We start from the raw sequence: 18,128 nt of genomic DNA on the forward strand, positions 1-18,128 counted from the left end.
TTCACCCTGGGATCCATCGCCATGAACGAGGTGTTACGACCCGACCTATGCGTGCTCGGCGGCGGAGCCGCGGGGCAATCGCTCGCGGTCGGCGCCGCGCTGTGGGGACTGTCCGTCGTGATCGTCGAAAGACGGGCTCTGGCGGCAGACCGCCTGGACGCCGCCGCCCGAGGCCGCACGTTGCTTTCCGCGAGCCGCATCGTAAAGACCCTGCGGGGCGGCCGGGAGTTAGGCGTTCTGACGGACGAACCGCGGATCGAGTTTCGCCGGATTGGCGAGCGAGCCTCCCTCGCCGCCTTGAAGATCGCGCCGAATTACGCGAGGGCCCGGCTTGAAGCCATGAAGATCGACGTTATCGCCGCCACCGGACGATTCACCCGCCGCGACGCTCTTGAAGCGGGAGGGCGCACGATCAAGGCGCGGCGATTCGTCATCGCGACGGGCTCCGAGGACAAGATCTCGCCGATCCCGGGTCTGGATCTCGTTCACCCCCTGACCTGCGCATCGGTTTGTGACCTGGACAGCCCGCCGTCCCGCCTGATCGTGATCGGCGGTGACCCGCATGGCCTCGCCGTCGCGCAGGCGCTGCGCCGCCTTGGGGCCGGGGTCGTCGTCGTGACCGGCGGCGCGCTTCTGCCCGAACTCGATGAGGAGTTTTCCGGGCCGGTGCGGGCCCAGTTCCAGGCCGACGGAATCCGCCTCGTCGAGGGGGCGGAGGTCATCCGCATCGAACCGCAAGGCGACGGGCTGCGCGTCTTCCTGTCCGGGGGGAGGCAGGAGGATTTCATCGAAGGATCGCATCTGATGATCGCCGCCGGAGCCAGTCCTTTGGTCGAAGGGCTGGGACTTGCCGCCGCGGGCGTGCGCTACAGCGCGGAGGGGATCGACGTCGGCGCAAACTTGCGCTCCAGCAATCGTCGCATCTTCGCGATCGGGCGCGCCGCGCGCGTCCAGCAGGGCTCCGGGGCGGGCGAATATCACGCCTCTGTCGTCCTTCCGGCGATCATCGGGCTGCCTGCGCGCAAAATAGCGCCCGGCGCCTCTGCGGACGTCATCATGACGGATCCTCCGATCGCCGTCGCCGGCCTCCGCGAAGCCGAGGCGCGCGCGCAGCGCAAGTCTATCCGGATTTTCCGCTTCCCCTTTTGCGAAACGGATCGGGGCCGGATTGAAAGCGCCACGGGCCACGTCACGCTGATCTGCTCCAGAAACGGGACCATCCTCGGCGGCGCGATTGTCGGAACCGGGGCTGAGGAGTTGATCAATCTCCTGACGCTCGCCATATCAAGGGGCGTGAACGCGGCGACTCTCGCAACCGAGCTTATCCCGTATCCCAGTCTGGCGGACGCCGTCCGCAGGGCAGGTCAGCAATTTGCCGCTCGCCGCGGGGCGAACCCGGCGACGCGCCTGCTTCTTCGCATCTTGCGCAAGATCGGATAGGAGCGCCGATGCGCGACCTTGTCGTGTCACAAAGCAAGACGCTTGCGGCTGCGGACAAATCGCCGGCGGGATCGGGCGCCGCGCTGTCGGCGGGGCGTCAGGCGATCCGGCTCGGCCTCGCGTCGCGGGTGCTGCTGCTGATAACGGCGTTCGTCATGGCCGCCGCGACCATGATCTATATTCCCGCGGTCGCGGGCTACCGCGACAATTGGTTGAGGAACAGGCTGAGCGCGGCGCACACCGCGGCGCTCGTCCTTGAAGCGGCCCCAAGTTCGATGATTCCCGAAGCCTTGCCGCGGCAGCTTCTCGAAAGCGTCGGGGCGCGCGTCATCGTGCTCAGCAAGCGCGGAACGAAAAAAATCCTGGCGGCGTCCGAACTGCCTCCGGCGGTCGACGAAGTTTACGATATGCGGCATCCGACGTTCTGGACCTCGATCGCCGGCGCCGTCGCCACGATCACCGCGCCAAAGGGACGAGTGATCACCATTCTCGGACATGCGCCCATGGGCGGCGAATCCGTGGCCATCACAATGGACGAAGCGCCCCTCAAAGACGCCATGCGCAGCTATTCGTGGCGGCTGTTTCTTTTCACCCTTGTGATGTCGGCCATCGTCTCGACCCTCGCCTCCATCGCGATCCACCTGATGGTCCTGCGCCCATTGCGGCGGCTGACCACAAATCTCGTCGAATTCGGCGCCGATCCCGAGAACGCCGCGCGGGTGATCGTTCCGTCAGGCGCTCATCACGAAATCGGCCGCGCCGAGGAAGCGCTGGCGGTCATGCAGGAGGATCTGGCGCGCGAGCTTAGCCAGAAGAAGCATCTCGCGACGCTGGGTCTCGCGGTCGCCAAGATCAATCACGACATGCGCAACATGCTGACCTCGGCCCAGCTTTTGTCCGACCGGCTCGCGAACGTCACCGATCCTCTTGCGCAAAGACTGGCGCCGAAGCTTGTCGCGACGCTCGATCGCGCGATCCGTTTTTGCCAAGCGACGATGACGTATGGCCGCGCCGTGGACGAGCCGCCGAAGCTGCGGCGCTTTCTGTTGCGGCCGCTGGTCGATGAAGCGGTGGAATCGGCGGCGCTTGGCGATGGAAAAATCGCCGCCGCCAACGCCGTAAGCGAGGATTTCGAGATTGTCGCCGACGCCGAGCAGATGTTCCGCGTCTTGATGAATTTGATCCGGAATGCGGCCGACGCGCTGCAAAGCGCCGGGGCGTCTGCGGGGCTGCCCGCAGAAGTGCGGATCAGCGCACGGCGCGAGGATGCTGCCCTCGTGATCGAAGTCGAGGACACGGGGCCGGGGGTGCCGCCCGCGCTCAGGCCCCAGCTTTTCAAGGCCTTTTCCAGTTCCAGCCGGGCCGGGGGCTCCGGTCTGGGGCTCGCCATCGCGGCGGATCTGGTTCTCGCGCATGGCGGCCGAATCAGGCTCATTTCAGAGGCAGGCGACGCCGTCGGGGCGAAATTCCGGATAACGCTGCCGTTGCTGCATGCGCCGGATCAGGCCCTTCAGCCCTGACAAGGCGCTCCCAGCAACGCCTTGGAGGCGGAGGCCGAGCGAAAGGCCGTCGACCCTATTGCTAAGGCGAGCGGGAGCCGTTAAACATCCGCGATGTCGATCGGTCACATTTGGGCGAGGTCAGCCAGATGTAGACGACGCGACAGGCGCCCGTAGCTCAGCTGGATAGAGCACTAGACTACGAATCTAGGGGTCAGGAGTTCGAATCTCTTCGGGCGCGCCAGTATTTTCAATATGTTACTCTGACACCCGTGATTGGTTTTATGGCCTGGGCACCCCCAGGGCACCCCGCGTAACCGTCTCGGGCGGTCCGTGGACGCAGTGACGCAAACTTCAGCTTGTCAGCGCAAGGTCGCGTCAGTCTCTGAAGCGGCGGGCGGCGCATCGACAAGCGAGTGAAATTCGAAGAAAGAAGGCTCTCGCCAATGGACCGGCAGGCTCAGTCATGGCTCTGCTTCCAGAACTCTTGGTTCGGAAGCAAATGGAAGTGGGCGGCCTAATTCATCGATCGGCGCTCGTCGCGCCATAGCAATATAATTGCCGGAGCCCCCGCCGCGCCACCGGCGAACACTCTGACGACACCAGCCCCCTGAATAAAGTTCGAAGCCAGTCGGGCTTTGCGCCAGCCTAAAAGAAAATTCCGCCCTCGCTCCAAAATCGTGCGCAGTTTTTGGATTTCCCGTAAAGCTCACCGTTGAGTTGCTGGCACAACACGGCCCATCTCGAAGTCGAATTTGCGCGCGACTTGAGCATGAAGGGCGTCCTCGCAGGCAAGAGTGGGGTCGCGCTGCAATCGCTGAGGAGCATGACGGCGAGGACGTCGGCCGGTCCTCTGCTATCCGGCGCTTCTGCGGCGCTCTCGGCGCGGCCTTGTCAAGGGCGGCCGTCGTTGAATACGGGTCGTGCGGCCGAGAGGGCGATTTTAGGCGGCGGGCGTGATAGTTACGCTGCTCACGGGATTGCAGAATTGGTTGGAAGGCCCCCCGATCCGATGGAGTAGTAGATGGCATTCTGGAAAAAGAGGATAGAACTACCCGTAACTTTTTATCAGGCTGCTGGCGACTGCTTATTATACTTCATCGAGAGCCAAATCAAAATCCAAAAAATCGAAACTTCGTTCATGACCGCCAATGATGCCTGTGAGCTTCTTGATCTAGTCAAGGAAGGTTTAGCCAAATTAGCGGACCTGATTGCTAACTTTCCAATAAAGTCTGATTCCTTGATTGCTCACGAAGAAAAGCGTAATTGCCCAGGGTCCTCAGCCCAAGCTGGGCGGGGCGGTAAAGGCACAGGCTTCGGAGACGCGGGCACGGCAGGCTGTGCGCGCTCTATACCCATGTAAGGAGCCAAGGCTGCAGTTAAGTCAGAGCTTGAATTGTCAGTCATGCGACCCCTCGAGAAGTATGGCTACGTTTACGCTGTGCAGCCTGTGCAAGATAAACGCGATTTTTATATTGGGGCATATTCGAGCAGTGTGTGTGCGATTTGGGGGCGTGCGTTTCCATAAGTATCCATGGCTGCCACATCCGCAGTTTCGAATACCAATAGTCTTTTATCTTGTTCATCTTGGTCATCTTGACCATAGGAGGAAAACACTCGTAATAACAAGGGCTTCGTTGGGCAAGATCGGGCGATTTCGGACCCCCTTATCCTGTCCATCTTGCGCAGCGATTCGGTGAAGATGCTGGCCATCTTGCACAACTTGAGCGTTACTATTATCCAGGTCGCGGGTGTCAATTCCTCCCCTCCGAAGCTTTAGCGCTAGCGTCGAACTCGGACACCCATTCCTCATTCCTTGCGAGGACCCATTTCGTTGGCTCAAGGACCGCGTACAGGCTTTTTTGAGCCCCTCCGCTCCTCGCTACCCGCACGCGGCGTCGTGGAACGCCCGCCTTCGTCAACGCCATGGCTAAGTATTTCTCCGCCCGCTTGTCGATGGCCGCGCCCATACCGGCGTACGCGGTCAGCAGCGCGCTGAAATCTCGCAGCGCCACGCCCTTGCCTTCCGCCGCATCCTCAGCGGCATCGGCAAGAAGCTCCGCGACGAATGTCTCTGCTGGCGACCGGCTCGCCTCGGCCATTAGCGTCTTGCCTGAGGTGGAGGGGGCGGGGGCGTAGATATTGAAGGTGCGACCATCAACCTCGTGCAAAAAGTAGAAGAGCATCGCTTCCTTGCCGCCCGCGTTGTACCACTTTTGCAGAGCCGCGGCCTCCTGCATCGGCATCGGCTCAACAGAGTGGTGTGTGATAAAAGGTCGCCTCTCCTTATCATTCCGGATGTAGAGGGCGTCGAAATCGTTAGCTGTAAAGTACAGGTCAAGATAATTCTCGGTCGAGTATGACGGTTTTCCTTTTGGGTTGATGTGCTGGACCTCCATGGAAGTCATGGCCTTCAACCTGTTCGCGGTGCTCTTCTTCTCCTTGAGAGACACTTCTTCACTCATTGCGAAAAGAATACCGTCCGCCTTCCAGTCATCGAAGCTACTTTCCAGTTCACGGTCCGTTATGATCTTACCGTGCTTGCCGTAGAGGCCGACGATAAACTTTCCCAGTTGGGATTTCCCCGTGCCTTCCTGGCTGGTCACTATAAGCACGTAGGATGGTATTTTGACCCATGGCTTCTGGAGCTTCACCGCGATGCGCCATGTGAGATATCTGATTTCCTCCTCGTCGCCTCCGCAGAGCCGCGAAATAAGGGCTTTCAGAGGCCCTACGTCGCCCTTAACAGGCTCGCAGCCCCATCCCTGCCATAGGTTAACATAGACCCCCCCCAGCGGTTTGCCCTCTGCATCCTTATCGACGAAGGGGCCGTGGCCCGGCAAAAAGCGGCGGCCTGCGAAGGTGCGCCTATTACTCGCCACGAACCAAAGGTTGTAGCCAGAGACGCGTTTCATCCTGCCACTGCTGGCCTCCTCTGTGGTGAAGAGCGCTGCGGTGTCCCCCATCATCTGATCGCGCGTGCGGGTCGTCAGAAATTTTAGGTCGAAAATGACCTGTTCGTCTTCAAGCCACGCCCACCGCTCGTTCAAGAGGTCAACGATATCGGGGTCGCGCTTCGAAGATCCGGCTTTAGCAAAGGTGGAATAGCTCGTTTGCGGCGCGGTCCACCCGCCCGAGAGGGCTGCGCGCCGGATCGATCGCCACGTTGCGGGTTCACCTACGCTGGTCCGCGCGATGCAACTGCTCCATTGCGCGTTGAAATCGGCTTCGTCGAAAAGTGTGGAGCCTGCGTAGCGCGTCGATTTGGCCCCGTCGGCAGCATACCCGCTGGACCATTCCCGACAGACCGCTTCCGCCTCGCTCCGCGCCTCGTCGCTTCCGCCAGCGAGATGCGCCATCGCGGCGAGATGCGGCCACCACTCCGTGCGCGGCAAGTCGGAAGAGACGTAGCGCAGCATGTCCGCAACGAGCGGGAGAAGCTCGCGGGCAGTGGGGTCTATGGCGTCTTCGAAGATGCGCTGGGTCCTGGCGGCTAGGCGTCGCATCGCTTCGTCGGGAGCACCTTGTGAGAATGTTAGAACTGGCCCTCTCTCAGCCCGCTCTAGGCAGGAAAATCCCTCGCGACTGAACGCTTCCTCAACCGCAGTGAAGAATGCGAGCTTAGGGATGGCGGTGGCGTTGCGCGCCAGAATGTTTGGCGTCACGTTGCGGACGAGCGTTTGCGGGGTCCGCTTGTTGTTGGGGAACCCCGGCAGCCGCATCACGCGCGGCAGGTCCTTGACGGCGACATCCCCGCCGACAATTCGCGCGAGCTTGTCCTGGATCGTGGCGAACTCATCAAGTTCGACGCCTTCGACTTTCCAGAACGCGTGAACCCGTGGCAGCTTACCCGCACCGTTGGACACAGCCTCGCTCGTTAAATGGATGCGAAGCGGCAGGTATTTTAACCGCTTGAGGTCAGAAGCTGGTGCGTCGTCGAGGTCGACGAACAGCGCGCGCACTCCGATGATATTCTCCGTCTTACGTCCCTTCAGATCAGTGCGGTTGATCGTTACGAAGACGCCAGCGCCTTTCCGCGACAAGGCGAACAGCTTACCCCAGTGCTGATCGAGCGAGCCGTTCAAAACGTGCGCAAGTCGCTTGTCCTTTTTTGCGCTATCATCGAACGTCTGGAAGGTGAATTGATCCATGGATGGATCGAGCCAATGCAGAAAGCGTTCGGCTTCAGCGCGATCGAACGATTCCAAACGAGGCGCGGATGGAACGGCCGAATCTGTCAGGCTGCATGCGTCGCTTGCTGTTTCTTCTAGCATCGCGATTGCCCCCGGTGTTTACCGGTGGTCGCGATGAGGCCGTCAGAGGGGTTTATCGCGAACAGAATTTTTTCGCGTCCCATTGTTCGGTGTTGCATCAACCATCGAGCGATCTTGCGCACCGCAACTTCGTAGCCGCGCAAAACAGTGAAGACTTTATCAATTTCGCTTTCGAATATGGCGTTCGGGTCGCCGCCTAACTTTTTCGCGATGACCACGGCTGTAAGCTCGGCCGAGACGATCTCATCGATGGACGAGCCAGCCCGCTGGTCGTGTTTTGGTACAAAGAGTAATTCGGAGGCCCAGCCCGCCAAGGTATTGCGGAGGCTCATTGCCTCGTCGTCTGGGAATCCGTTGTCAAATTTGGTGAAGCCGTCCCAATTCACTTGGTCATTCACACTAAGCGGCCATATCCTTATTCCTTCGACTTGTATCCCATCGATATGGGCCAGAACGGCGTGCCCTGCCTCGTGCAGGGCAGTGTGCTCACGAGGGCTTTCAAATGCGCGCATGCCTTGGGCCGCGTGCGCGGTCTCCATCCGAGTGCGGTATTGAGCGGCTATTTTTTCGGCGATTTTCGGCGACGCCAAGATCGTTTCGTAGGGGGAGAGCTTTAGTTTAACAAGTGATTGAAACGGTTTTCCGACCGCGCGCGGTTCATTAACGGTTGAACTCGTCATGAGCGCGGACTCCCGACGTCAGACGTGGAAGCGAAGCGCTGCGACCGAGCCCAGAGATCAAGTTCAGCAGCGTCGTAAACTACACGCTTGCGGCTCACTTTGAAATAGGGAGGACCTCCGCCAAGGCAGCGGAGCTTTTCTAAAGTTGCTTCGGCCAAGCCGACGCGGGCAGCCGCTTCTTTGGTACGAAGCAAGGGGGACGTGTTGTCGGTCGCGGGCAGGGTCACCGAACCTAACAACCGGTCGCGGGCCGCTTTCACGGATTGCGGCAAGGAAGGAGAAGATATGTCAGCTAAACCCATCGGAAGCACCTCTTGGAAAAGATGCTCCTACTAAAACAAACTCAGGCGGCGGTGCATTTCCGATGACTAGGCCGAGTTAGCGGTAACGTTGACTTGCGCCCACAGGGCCGGGATCATTTTGAAGGCGTGCTTGCGCGTCTCCAGAGCCTTGCAAACTGTGTTATTCGGGTCGGAATAATTCTGCGCGAAAAGCCATCGCCCAAGGTCCGCGCTTGAAAGGGCGCGGCCTTCCCGCGAAGCCCAATCGTACAATTCGGAAATTTCAATGATTTTGCGGTTTTGCCAGAGATCGAACTGCGCCTTGTCGATACGCGCATTCAAGACTTGCGGGCCGGGCTTCCTTACAACGCTTGGATACTGCTCACGGGCGCGGCTAAGTTCTCTCTCGACCCCCGCCATGATATCCGCGTCGTTCGAAGCGAGACATATTTGAAGGGTAAGGATGTGAGACGCGAGTGGACCAAGGCTTTCGGGGTCGGTTTTATCAATGGCGCGAACTGCTGGAGGGCCAACGTAGCGGGGGATAATGCCGTCCGGAATTTTTCCCCCAAACAAACTTTCACGCTCCTGTTCGAAAGTCGGCTCCCCTGCCTTGCGTTTCGCACCCTCGTTTTCGAGGTGTAGACATCTTTCAAGCTCGTCTAGCCCTCCCGCCGCATCCAGGCCGCCCAAATAACTATAGTCTTTTTTGAGAAACCAAGCGGGCGGATCGTCATATATTTTGACCACGCCGCTACCCCGTCCGCTCCGTTGGCATGGGAACCAAGGTGCCCTTTGCGCCGTCTCCCATCGCAGACGCGATAGTCGCGCCGATCGTCTCAACCGCGCGCCGCACCGGGTCCGCGTCCAGATGCGCGTAGCGCGCCGTTGTCGAGGGCTGCGCATGACCAAGCAGCTTGCCGATAACCGGCAACCCAAGGGAAGCGGCTGCGCCAAAACTGGCGAACGAGTGCCGAAGGTCATGGATGCGCACGCCTTCGAGTCCGGCTGCCTTTGTCACGGCCATCCATGGCCGCTTTAGGTCGGCGCGGGGCTGCCCGTCTTTCTCGCCTGGGATGATATGCGGGTTGCACTCTATGCGCGGCAACGATGACAGCAGCTCCTGCGCCGCCGCGCTAAGATAGATTGGTTTTTTTCCAGTTTTGCTGTCCGGCAAGAAAATGACGCCGCGCTCAAAGTCGATGAACTCCCAACGGGCATGCAGAATTTCGCGGAGCCGTGCGCCACTCAGGATCAAAAGCCGGATCGCCGCGACTGCGAAAATGTCCATTTTCTCGCAGCGGTTTTCGGGCTTGGCCGCGTGCTTCGCCTTCTCCTTCGTTTCATCGACGCGCCAAGGAAGGCCAGTCGTTTCCGCCAAGCGGAGCGCGTCACCAAGCCGCGTCAATTCGTCGCGCGTCAAAAAGCGTTCATGCGACTGCTCTGGAAACTTTTCGATGCCCCTTGCGGGGTTATACCCCTCAGGCACATAGCCGGTCTTGCTTGCCCACGAATAGAGAGCGCCGAGAATTGCCAGCACGCGGTTCGCCTGAACTGGCGTCTTGCTTCTAGAAGAATGCAGCCGTGTCACATCCTGCCGGGTCACCTTGGCTGCCGACATCGCGCCCAAGGCGGGCTTCACGATGCGGCATAAGGCGTCCCTCACCCATGCCGCCGTTGAAGCCTTGCGCTTTGCTTCAACATGCTCCCGTAAAAAGGCGTCGATCACGTCTTTCAATAATAGGGATCGCCGCTCATTGGCTTTATCCGCCGCCGGGTCTTGGCCGTGCGCAACGGAGCCGAGCACCTTTCTAGCTTCTGTGCGGGCTTCATCCGGAGTCAGCTTTCCAACGCACCCGATCGTTACGCGCCGTGTTGGAGCGCCCCGACCGCTGCCAGCCTTATACTGTACGATGTAGGACATCCCGCCGGTCTTACGGACACGCACGGCGAAGCCGATAGTTTCAGGGTCGAAGACGTAGAAATCGGCGGCGGTCGGCTTTAAGCCATCGACCATGCGCTTTGTGATGAGGGCTCGCATTCAAGTCTCCGAGGCCTCTCTATTCGCCGGGGCACCCCCAGGGCATTCCCAAAAAGGGAACAGAAGCAGGCTCTCGGAAACATAATATGGGAGGCGTCGACTTTAAGTCAATGATTAGTCATGCATATTGGGGCTTGAAGAAACAACCGGAAAGCATGGTCCTAAGACTACGAATCTAGGGGTCAGGAGTTCGAATCTCTTCGGGCGCGCCAAAGTTATCAAAATCATGTGCTTAACGAATGTCAGCGGCCGGCGCTGCGGCCCGGATTAGGCCCGTAAAGGCGCTTAAAATGCCTGGGGCTTCGCCCGTGCGGGTTCGAGTTCCGCAGCGGCCGCCACCCGCCTTCCAAACCGTCTTTGGTAGAGGTCTGGGTAAAAACGTGGGCCGAGGTTCTTGCCGAGCGCAAGTCGCGGATGAAGTTCGTGCTGGAGCATCTTCAAGCGAACGTCGATAAAAAGAGTTCTCTTAAGCACCTTAAGAAGACCTACGAGAAGCCCTAGGCCGATCACGAGGACACGCGTGCAACTCTGCTGACAGCGTCCCGGCTCCCGCCACGGTGGTATCTCCCTTCAAATTGATTGTCGAAAAATATGTGAGCCGTTCGGACCTTCCTCCTTAGCGACCATGTCCGCACCCGTGACCGGCGAAAAAGGACCGGAAGCGAGTTGGCGAGCGGCCTTGGTCATTTCGTGAGTCGAGCCATTGGACTTAACGAGTGAGCACGAGGTGAGTCGCTAATTCCGTCGGAACTACCTCCGTCACGAGATAGCCATGGCTCGGCAGGTCTATTCCCTCGAACAAGGACTCGCCCCGGCCCAGAAAGATGGGCGACACCGCCAGATGCATCTCGTCGATCGCGCCTGCGCGAAGGTACTGGCGGACGGTCGCGACGCCGCCGCCGATCTTCACATCCAAATCGCCCGCGGCGGCTCTGGCTTGTGCGAGCGCCGACTCAATCCCCTCGGCGACGAAATAGAAAGTCGTGCCGCCCTCCATCAGGATGGGCGGCCGGGCATGGTGGGTGAGGATGAAGGTTGGAGCGTGATACGGCGGATCGTCTCCCCACCAGCCCTTCCAGTCGGGACCGCCCCAATCGTCGCCGGCCGGTCCAAACATGTTGCGGCCAAGGATAAAGGCGCCGAAGCCTTCCATAGCGGCGCTGGCGAAGCGATCGTCCGTCCCGCCGTCCTTCCCGATCATCGATCGAAAGGCCCGGGTCGGGTAGAGCCAATTCATCAGCTCCCCGCCCCGCCTGCCGAGCGGATGCTCCAGGCTCTGGTCCGGGCCGGCGCCGAAGCCGTCGGCGGATACTGCAAAACCTGCTACGCGCACCTTGCCCATAGGACCTCCGTTCAGTAGTAAATTTGTCCGCGTGAGAGTTTAGTCGGCGACAGCTTGGGCGGCTGACCGGCGATCCTTGTAGAGAAGAAATTCCGCCAATCTATCGAACGTGCCGTTCCAACCAGTGGAATGACTCATTGCGCTCTTTTCCGACAGAAACCCGGTCTGACTGAAATGCATCCGCGTACCGCCGTTCGCCAACTCCTCCAGGCAGACGATGACATGCGTCTCGACGCCAGGACCGTCTTCGTGGTTCGGAGTTTCCCAAGCGAACGTGAACTCTAAGCGTTCGGGCGGCATTACTACGAGGTATCGTCCTGATTGCCAGAGAACGACGGCGTCAACATTGTCTGACTTAAGGCAGGCGCGCCAAGATCCGCCCACGCGGACATCCGCGTTGACTTCGGCAGCTCGATAAAACTCTGGGCCGTGCCATTGGATTATTGCGTCAGGCTGCGTCCAGGCTCGCCATACTCGCTCGCGTGGAGCCTGAAAGTCTCGGACGATAATTAAGGGGCGTGGCGCGTCACGGCTTACGCCAGGACAAACGCTTATATGTTTCGCGTTGCGGTCAGGCATCCTCAGCGCCCTTGGCCTCTGGCGTTTCCAGATACGCGGCAAGCCGATCGAAACTGCCTTCCCAATGCACTCGACATTTTTCGATCCAATCCGCCATTTCCGAGAATGCGGCGACTTGAAGTTTCGCCGGCCGCGCGACCGATTTGGTAGGTCTACTCCGCGTAACGAAGCCGGCGCGTTCCAGCACCGCCAAGTGCTTTGCGACGGCCGGAACCGTCATCTCCAATGGCTTCGCAAGATCAGCCAAAGTTAACTCACTGAGTGCGAGGCGGGCCAACATTGCGCGCCGCGTCGGGTCAGCGAGAGCTGCAAACTTGGCGCTTAAGGAATCGCTCATATCTAAACCAATTATTTTATATACCTATTAGTATATATGTCGGGGATTGCGTGTCAAGGCCGGGGAAGGAACTGTCTGTCCAGGCGGGAAAGGATCAGCGCCGAGCCCGTCCACGCTCAGAGTGGGCGAATGGGGGGATCACGCACATTTAGTGAAGCGTGGCGATCACCCCGAACAGCGCGATTTCACCCCGCGATTGAAACGCTTGCGCCAAGGGCTTCCGTGTAGCGGTCTTCGCTCGTCGCCCAACGCATGATCGAGGGCGGAAGATCAAGATCGAAATGGGGCTGCTGCAAGAGCGCATTGACGATCACCGCGCTCCGCCAGGCCATGAGGCTCAATTGCGGTTCAGCGATGCCGTAGCTGTTTCGTCCCGCATTGAGCGCGAAGATCTGGTTGCGCCGAGGGCCATCCCATTTCAACGAAAAATCATCGCCGAGAATGAAATTGCCGGAACGATCGAGCGCTATCCTGTCCTTGAGTGGGGCAAGAAAATCAGGAATTCGGAACGCGTAGCCGGTCGCCAGGATAATGGTCTTGACGAACACGATTTCGATCCCGCCGTCGAATCCATTGCGCATGATCAGCTTGAACGCGTCTTTTTGACGATCCACATGAATGACGTCCCGATGCGGCATGAACGCGACGTCGGTCTCGCTCGCTTCCAAATGGTGAAGTGTGTAGAGCCGCCGGTAGATCGCCCGCAGCGTCGACGCGGAGGCGCCGTCGCTTGCGAGCTTGTGATGCGCCAGCAGAGCCTGCCGACGTTCTTCGCCGAGCCCCCGGAAGCATTCGACATAGTCCGGAGTAAAGAGTTCGTTGGTGAAGGGCGTGGCGTCGAGCGGCTCGAAGTTCTGCCGTCTGCTGATCCACTTGATCTCTTTCGTGCCGCATCTCGCGTCGGAGAGAAGATGAAGTACGACCTCGGCCCCGCTTTGTCCGCCGCCGATCACGGCGACCTGGTCCAGGCTGACGTCGGCGAGTCTGTCCACGGCTTGCGAGGAGTGGAAACAATTGGCGCCGATGAGCGGGCTCGCCCATGCCGGCGCGTATGGCGCGTGGCCGATGCCGAGAGCCAGATGTTGTGTCGACACCTCTTCGTCGTCCAGCCTCACATTGAACGCTGTGCGGCCAAACGACACTTCCTTCACCCGGGCGTTGAATTGCAATTGGCTTAACCCGTCGGCCGTCCACGCGAGGTATTTCGCGAATTCCTTACGCGGGGTCGCCTCGAATTCGGCGTTGAGAAATTGATAGAAACGCTTGTGCGCGACAAGATATGAAAGAAACGACCAGCGGCTCGTCGGGTTTGTCGCGGTCACGAGATCCTTCAGAAAGGATGTTTGCAGCTCAACGTCCGGCAGCATGAATCCGGGATGCCAGGCGAATCGCTCGCGCTGATCGAAGAACCGCGCTTTCAACGCGGGGATGGCGTCAAGATGGGCCGCGAGACTCAAGTTGAACGGGCCGATGCCGATTCCGGCGAGGTCAAGATTGTGTTCGGTCATAGGCGGCTGCCCCTCGTCATCTGGAAAAAGTCATTGGCCTTCGTCTTGGCGGGCTCTCGCTTCGAAAGATCGAAGGCTTCATCGATGTGGAGGGCTAGGCGCGCATGGAACGCCGTCGCCCCGATAATATGGAGATGGGTGGTTCCGGGAATGATCTCGGCGGCCCGCGCTTCGCGCGAAAGACTGCGCCAATCGATCAGATTGAGACCCCGGTTCAAGGAATCTTCTGCAGCCCAGGATGAAATCGGACAATCGAAGGGCTTCATGTGGTAGCGGCGAAAGATCAGCGCGTTGTCGATGAGCACCCAGAATGTGTGCTCTCTGCTGCCGATGTCCGGCCCGTCTGTCGGCAAGTCCTCTTCGCTGTTGCCGACGAAGCGCAGGAATTGATCATAGGCTTGCGCGTCCATCGAACCGAGGAGCCGATCCCAGTCGGCGCGCATTCTGGTCTCGACGAGCCAACCAATGATGCGCCGCTGAAGCTCGTCGCGTTCGCCCGGCTTGAAGGCGGGAACCGCGCCGACGGCGAAGTCCGTGTCCATGTCGCAGACGTCGACCATGGCGATGAGGCGAAGGTCGATATCGTCTTTCAGCATTCGCGCGGCCTCGTAGGCGAGAAGGCCACCCCATGACCAGCCAAGAAAGAAACAGGGCCGTCCCTTGCTCTCGCTTCGAATGCGATCCGCGTAGCGCGCCGTTATTTCTTCCACGGAGGCGTCGATTTTCTTGTCTTCGGAAAGCGAATAACAGAGAAAGCCCGTCGCCGGTTGATCTGGACCGAGGTAATCGACAAGACGCATATATTCGCGTGTGCTGACAAGAAGGCCGGGGAAACAATAGAGCGTCGGTTTGTCGCCATTTGCGCGCAGGCGGATGATCTCCGCTTCAGCGCTTCGCGCGCGTTTGCTGTCGACAAGCGGGGCGAGGGCCCGGATATCCTGGTGATTGAACAGGTCGGCGATGCTGACGCTGGTGTCGGGGTGCAGCAATTTGATCTTGCTGAGAATCCGCAGCGCAGCGATCGAATTGCCCCCGATCTCAAAGAAGTTCTGCGTGACGCCGATCTCGGAAAGCCCCAGTACGTCCCGCCAGATCCGGACAAGCGCCTCCTCCCACTTCGTCGTGGGCGGCGCGAGATCCTGCCCTGACGCGGCCGGGGATGGCAGCGCGGCGCGGTCCAGCTTGGCGTTGGCGTTGAGCGGCAATCTGTCCATTATAAGGACGGCGCTCGGCGTCATGTAGTCGGGCAATTGCCGGGCCAGGTTTTTCCGCAAGCCAACAGGGTCGAGCGTCGTCCCTTTGGCGGGAACGACATAGGCGACGAGGGCCGGCTGACGTCCGCTCTCGGTCAGCAAGATCACGGCGCATTCGCTGACGTTTGGCTCGGCGCGCAGCGCGGTTTCGATTTCGCCCAGTTCGATGCGGAAGCCGCGCAGCTTCACCTGGTGATCGCTGCGGCCGATGAATTCCACAGACCCGTCGTCCCTCCAGCGCGCGAGATCGCCCGAACGATAAAGACGTCCGTCGGCTCCCCCGAACGGATCTTTCACGAAACGTTCGGCGGTAAGCGCGGGATTTCCTACATAGCCGCGGGCGACGCCGTCGCCGCCAATGTAGAGTTCGCCCGTCACGCCGATCGGCGCGGGGTTCAGGTCTTTGTCGAGAATGTAGATGCGGCGGCGGCCGACGGCGCGGCCGATCGGCGCATAAAGGCCCTCGAAGCCGGCGCCCGCTCGGACTTTCCACACCATCGGCGTCATGATGGTTTCGGTAGGGCCGTAGCCGTTGATAAGCCATTGCGCCTTGAGGGCGCTTGAGAGAAGATCGAATGTCTTTTGCGGGAGCCCTTCGCCGCCGAACGAATAGAGGCGCAACGGCGGAGCGGAGCCGGTCGTTGCGGCCCATTCCGCCAGATGTTGCAGATACGCCGTCGGAAAGCTCGCGTTGTTGACGCCATGGCGCCGCATGGCGGCGAAGGTCTCTTCGGGCGTCCAAAGTCTGTCCGGCAGGACGACGCTGCCGCCGACCATCAGCGGCGTGATCCAGCGTTCATGTCCGCCGTCGGAACTGAACGGCAGGAAGGCGAGTTCACATGACTGCGCGTTCATTTCGTAGACCCGCACAGTGCTTTGGCAATGTCTTGAGAGCGGGCCGTGTTCGACCGCCACGCCTTTTGGAGCGCCGGTCGAACCGGACGTGTAGATCACGTAGGCAAGCTGGTGGGGCGCGATGACGGCGTCGGGCGCGTGGACTGGAAGGTCGGGACCGGCCTGATCGATCGCCAGGATCGTCACGTCAACGTCGTCTGGGATCAATCGACGAAGCGCATTTTCCGTCAGCACGATTGTAACGCCGGCGTCCTTCAACATATGGCGTATCCGGACCTGCGGATGATCGGGATCGATCGGAACGAAAGCGGCCCCGGCCTTGAGAACCGCAAGAATCGCCATGATCGCTTCCGGAGAGCGCCGCAATGCTATGCCGACGCAAATCTCAGATCCCGCGCCAAGCTCCCTCAACTGATGCGCGAGCCGATTGGCGGCTTTGTCCAGTTCGCCGTGACGCCAACACGACTCGCCATGGTAGATGGCGGGAGCCTCAGGCTGGCGTTGCGCTTGCGCCGCGATGATTTCGTGGATCGGGCGAACGTCATCGCATTCGGCGTCCGGATAGGGCGCGGAAAGATCGTCAAGCTCCTCCGCATTCAAAAGCTGAATGTCGCGCAGCGCAATATCCGGATCGGCGGTCGCCGCGTCTATGATCCTGATGAAATGAGTCGCCGCGCGTTGAATGATTTTGGGGTCGAACAGCCCGTCGGCGAAGTTGATGCGGCCTGTGATCGTTCCATCCGCGTTCTCCTGCGTCGTGAGGACAATCGGAGCGTCAGCGCGGGAGCCGCTCGTTTCGACGCGGTCGATTGTGAAGCCGGGGCTGAGAGCCGAGGCGAAGCTCACAGGGCCTCGATGCTCAAACAACGCCTGGATGAAACTGCCGACCGCCTCTCCGTCGCGATCGGAGATTTCCTGAGCGATCCGCTCAAACGGAGTCTGATGCGCCGTCGCCTCCGCCAAGGCCGTCGCCATCTGTTGGGCGGCTTGCGAGAACGTCAGCCCGGTGGTCAGCCGCACAAGAAGCGGAACGACATCTTCAAAGCGGCCGACCTCGGCTCGCCGCGCGGCGTCTTCACGATTCTCGATCACGAGCCCGAGGGTCGCGCCGCATTGAAGATTGTAGCGGCTGACCAGCACCGAAAAAGCGGTGAGAAGAAGGATCGATACGGGCCGCCGTATGTGGTTCTCAAGCTGACGTAAACCTCTACTCGACTCTTGACGCAGAGTGAAGTCGTAACAGCCGCGCCCGTCTGTCTGTTCCCGTAAATTTTGATGCCGCGTCGGAAAGATCGCAGTCGCCGGTCCTCGAGGGATGTGGTTGCGCCAAAAGTTTAACGCCGTCCCGCATGCCTCCGAGCGAAGCCATTTCTGCTCGGCGGCGCCGAACCCGACATCTTGTCCAAGAGTGGGCTGACGCGGGGTCTCGTCACGACTTTCCGCCGAGAGAAAATTCGCAAAATCGTGACCGATGACGCGTAATGAAGCGGCGTCGCACACGATCGGATGGATGGTCAGGGCGATCAGATATTCGTCTTGCGCGAAGCGTAGTAATAGCGCGTGCGCGGGCGGTCCGTCGGATAGATCGAAACAGGCGTCCGATTGAATTTGGCTTTGGGCTTCTTCGTCGCGCCGGCTCTTTTCGTTTGACGAGAGATCGATAAACCTCGCCTCCAGGGGACGAGCGTCGATCTGCTGGTCGATGCGGCCTCCAGCGGACCGGAGAAAGCGCGTTTGCAAGGCGCCGTGGCGTGCGCCGAGAAGCCTGATCGCCCGCATCGCGGCGTCGACGTCGAGAAGGCCCTGTATATGAAACTTGATGCAATAGGCGCCCATGACATGGTCGCCGCCGATTTGGGAAAGCGACCAGACGCGTCGCTGCGCGAGAGTCAGCGGCGCGTCTGCGGGCGAAGACCAACAAGGGCTTTCCTTTTGGGACGGCTCAATCGAAGCGGCTATGTTCACGATTCTGTTCCCCTCCTATACTAAAGCTCATCGGCGCATCGAAATCGTTTGAAGCATGAATATCTACAATGCAG

Annotated in this window: 13 protein-coding genes and 2 tRNA genes; 5 read left to right on the forward strand and 10 right to left on the reverse strand. The window is 60.0% G+C overall.

Annotation, left to right across the window (positions count from 1 at the left end; genetic code table 11):
- Nucleotides 1-21: 21 nt before the first annotated feature.
- The 4 genes from BM177_RS01970 to BM177_RS01990 all read left to right on the forward strand — a co-directional run bounded on the left by BM177_RS01970 (nucleotide 22) and on the right by BM177_RS01990 (nucleotide 4,302).
- The gene (locus BM177_RS01970) at nucleotides 22-1,440 is read left to right on the forward strand and encodes an FAD-dependent oxidoreductase (RefSeq protein ID WP_091676702.1); all 1,419 of its coding nucleotides are present in this window, start codon (nucleotides 22-24) and stop codon (nucleotides 1,438-1,440) included.
- Nucleotides 1,441-1,448: 8 nt separating this feature from the next.
- Complete coding sequence (locus BM177_RS01975) at nucleotides 1,449-2,960, forward strand: sensor histidine kinase (protein ID WP_091676705.1); 1,512 nt, start codon at nucleotides 1,449-1,451, stop codon at nucleotides 2,958-2,960.
- Between the two features lie 146 nt (nucleotides 2,961-3,106).
- Nucleotides 3,107-3,183 (forward strand) — tRNA-Arg (locus BM177_RS01980).
- A gap of 780 nt (nucleotides 3,184-3,963) precedes the next feature.
- A complete protein-coding gene (locus BM177_RS01990; RefSeq protein ID WP_091676713.1) occupies nucleotides 3,964-4,302 on the forward strand; it encodes a hypothetical protein in 339 nt (112 codons plus the stop codon).
- Nucleotides 4,303-4,693: 391 nt separating this feature from the next.
- On the opposite strand, the gene BM177_RS01995 is transcribed toward BM177_RS01990, so the two are convergent.
- The 5 genes from BM177_RS01995 to BM177_RS02020 all read right to left on the reverse strand — a co-directional run bounded on the left by BM177_RS01995 (nucleotide 4,694) and on the right by BM177_RS02020 (nucleotide 10,215).
- The gene (locus BM177_RS01995; RefSeq protein ID WP_139223473.1) at nucleotides 4,694-7,213 is read right to left on the reverse strand and encodes a DUF5906 domain-containing protein; all 2,520 of its coding nucleotides are present in this window, start codon (nucleotides 7,211-7,213) and stop codon (nucleotides 4,694-4,696) included.
- Nucleotides 7,207-7,893, reverse strand: coding sequence for a hypothetical protein (locus BM177_RS02000; RefSeq protein ID WP_091676720.1), 687 nt, complete (start codon nucleotides 7,891-7,893; stop codon nucleotides 7,207-7,209). Before BM177_RS02000 ends, BM177_RS01995 begins: the two co-directional genes overlap by 7 nt.
- Nucleotides 7,890-8,195, reverse strand: coding sequence for a helix-turn-helix domain-containing protein (locus tag BM177_RS21270; protein ID WP_483128874.1), 306 nt, complete (start codon nucleotides 8,193-8,195; stop codon nucleotides 7,890-7,892). The genes BM177_RS02000 and BM177_RS21270 overlap by 4 nt, the downstream gene beginning before the upstream one ends.
- A 66-nt stretch (nucleotides 8,196-8,261) precedes the next feature.
- Nucleotides 8,262-8,924: a hypothetical protein gene (locus BM177_RS19400; RefSeq protein ID WP_139223474.1), complete on the reverse strand. Its 663-nt coding sequence runs from the start codon at nucleotides 8,922-8,924 to the stop codon at nucleotides 8,262-8,264.
- Between the two features lie 4 nt (nucleotides 8,925-8,928).
- Nucleotides 8,929-10,215: a site-specific integrase gene (locus BM177_RS02020; RefSeq protein WP_091676733.1), complete on the reverse strand. Its 1,287-nt coding sequence runs from the start codon at nucleotides 10,213-10,215 to the stop codon at nucleotides 8,929-8,931.
- A gap of 130 nt (nucleotides 10,216-10,345) precedes the next feature.
- On the opposite strand from BM177_RS02020, the gene BM177_RS19880 reads away from it, so the two are divergent.
- A tRNA-Arg gene (locus BM177_RS19880) sits at nucleotides 10,346-10,427 on the forward strand.
- Nucleotides 10,428-10,924: 497 nt separating this feature from the next.
- Here the strand turns inward: BM177_RS19880 and BM177_RS02025 are convergent.
- From BM177_RS02025 to BM177_RS02045, 5 genes are all read right to left on the reverse strand, one after another.
- Nucleotides 10,925-11,557 (reverse strand): dihydrofolate reductase family protein, encoded by a 633-nt coding sequence (locus BM177_RS02025; protein WP_091676736.1) that lies wholly within the window; start codon nucleotides 11,555-11,557, stop codon nucleotides 10,925-10,927.
- 39 nt (nucleotides 11,558-11,596) lie between these two features.
- Nucleotides 11,597-12,136, reverse strand: a complete 540-nt coding sequence (locus tag BM177_RS02030) for an SRPBCC family protein (protein ID WP_091676740.1) — start codon at nucleotides 12,134-12,136, stop codon at nucleotides 11,597-11,599.
- On the reverse strand, nucleotides 12,129-12,473 hold the full coding sequence (locus tag BM177_RS02035; RefSeq protein ID WP_091676744.1) for an ArsR/SmtB family transcription factor: 345 nt from the start codon (nucleotides 12,471-12,473) through the stop codon (nucleotides 12,129-12,131). The genes BM177_RS02030 and BM177_RS02035 overlap by 8 nt, the downstream gene beginning before the upstream one ends.
- Nucleotides 12,474-12,658: 185 nt before the next feature.
- Nucleotides 12,659-13,981: a lysine N(6)-hydroxylase/L-ornithine N(5)-oxygenase family protein gene (locus tag BM177_RS02040; protein WP_091676748.1), complete on the reverse strand. Its 1,323-nt coding sequence runs from the start codon at nucleotides 13,979-13,981 to the stop codon at nucleotides 12,659-12,661.
- Nucleotides 13,978-18,054 (reverse strand): non-ribosomal peptide synthetase, encoded by a 4,077-nt coding sequence (locus tag BM177_RS02045; RefSeq protein WP_091676752.1) that lies wholly within the window; start codon nucleotides 18,052-18,054, stop codon nucleotides 13,978-13,980. The genes BM177_RS02040 and BM177_RS02045 overlap by 4 nt, the downstream gene beginning before the upstream one ends.
- Between the last annotated feature and the right edge of the window lie 74 nt (nucleotides 18,055-18,128).

Origin of the sequence: Methylocapsa palsarum (genome assembly GCF_900114285.1) — a bacterium.
Classification (GTDB): Bacteria; Pseudomonadota; Alphaproteobacteria; order Rhizobiales; family Beijerinckiaceae; genus Methylocapsa; species Methylocapsa palsarum.

Excerpts from the sequence above, each read along its gene's own strand:
- BM177_RS02040 (WP_091676748.1), bottom strand. The coding sequence starts at position 13,981 with ATGACCGAACACAATCTTGACCTCGCCGGAATCGGCATCGGCCCGTTC.
- BM177_RS01995 (WP_139223473.1), bottom strand. The coding sequence starts at position 7,213 with ATGCTAGAAGAAACAGCAAGCGACGCATGCAGCCTGACAGATTCGGCC.
- BM177_RS02020 (WP_091676733.1), bottom strand. The coding sequence starts at position 10,215 with ATGCGAGCCCTCATCACAAAGCGCATGGTCGATGGCTTAAAGCCGACC.
- BM177_RS01975 (WP_091676705.1), top strand. The coding sequence starts at position 1,449 with ATGCGCGACCTTGTCGTGTCACAAAGCAAGACGCTTGCGGCTGCGGAC.
- BM177_RS21270 (WP_483128874.1), bottom strand. The coding sequence starts at position 8,195 with ATGGGTTTAGCTGACATATCTTCTCCTTCCTTGCCGCAATCCGTGAAA.
- BM177_RS01970 (WP_091676702.1), top strand. The coding sequence starts at position 22 with ATGAACGAGGTGTTACGACCCGACCTATGCGTGCTCGGCGGCGGAGCC.
- BM177_RS01990 (WP_091676713.1), top strand. The coding sequence starts at position 3,964 with ATGGCATTCTGGAAAAAGAGGATAGAACTACCCGTAACTTTTTATCAG.
- BM177_RS02000 (WP_091676720.1), bottom strand. The coding sequence starts at position 7,893 with ATGACGAGTTCAACCGTTAATGAACCGCGCGCGGTCGGAAAACCGTTT.
- BM177_RS02030 (WP_091676740.1), bottom strand. The coding sequence starts at position 12,136 with ATGCCTGACCGCAACGCGAAACATATAAGCGTTTGTCCTGGCGTAAGC.
- BM177_RS02025 (WP_091676736.1), bottom strand. The coding sequence starts at position 11,557 with ATGGGCAAGGTGCGCGTAGCAGGTTTTGCAGTATCCGCCGACGGCTTC.
- BM177_RS02035 (WP_091676744.1), bottom strand. The coding sequence starts at position 12,473 with ATGAGCGATTCCTTAAGCGCCAAGTTTGCAGCTCTCGCTGACCCGACG.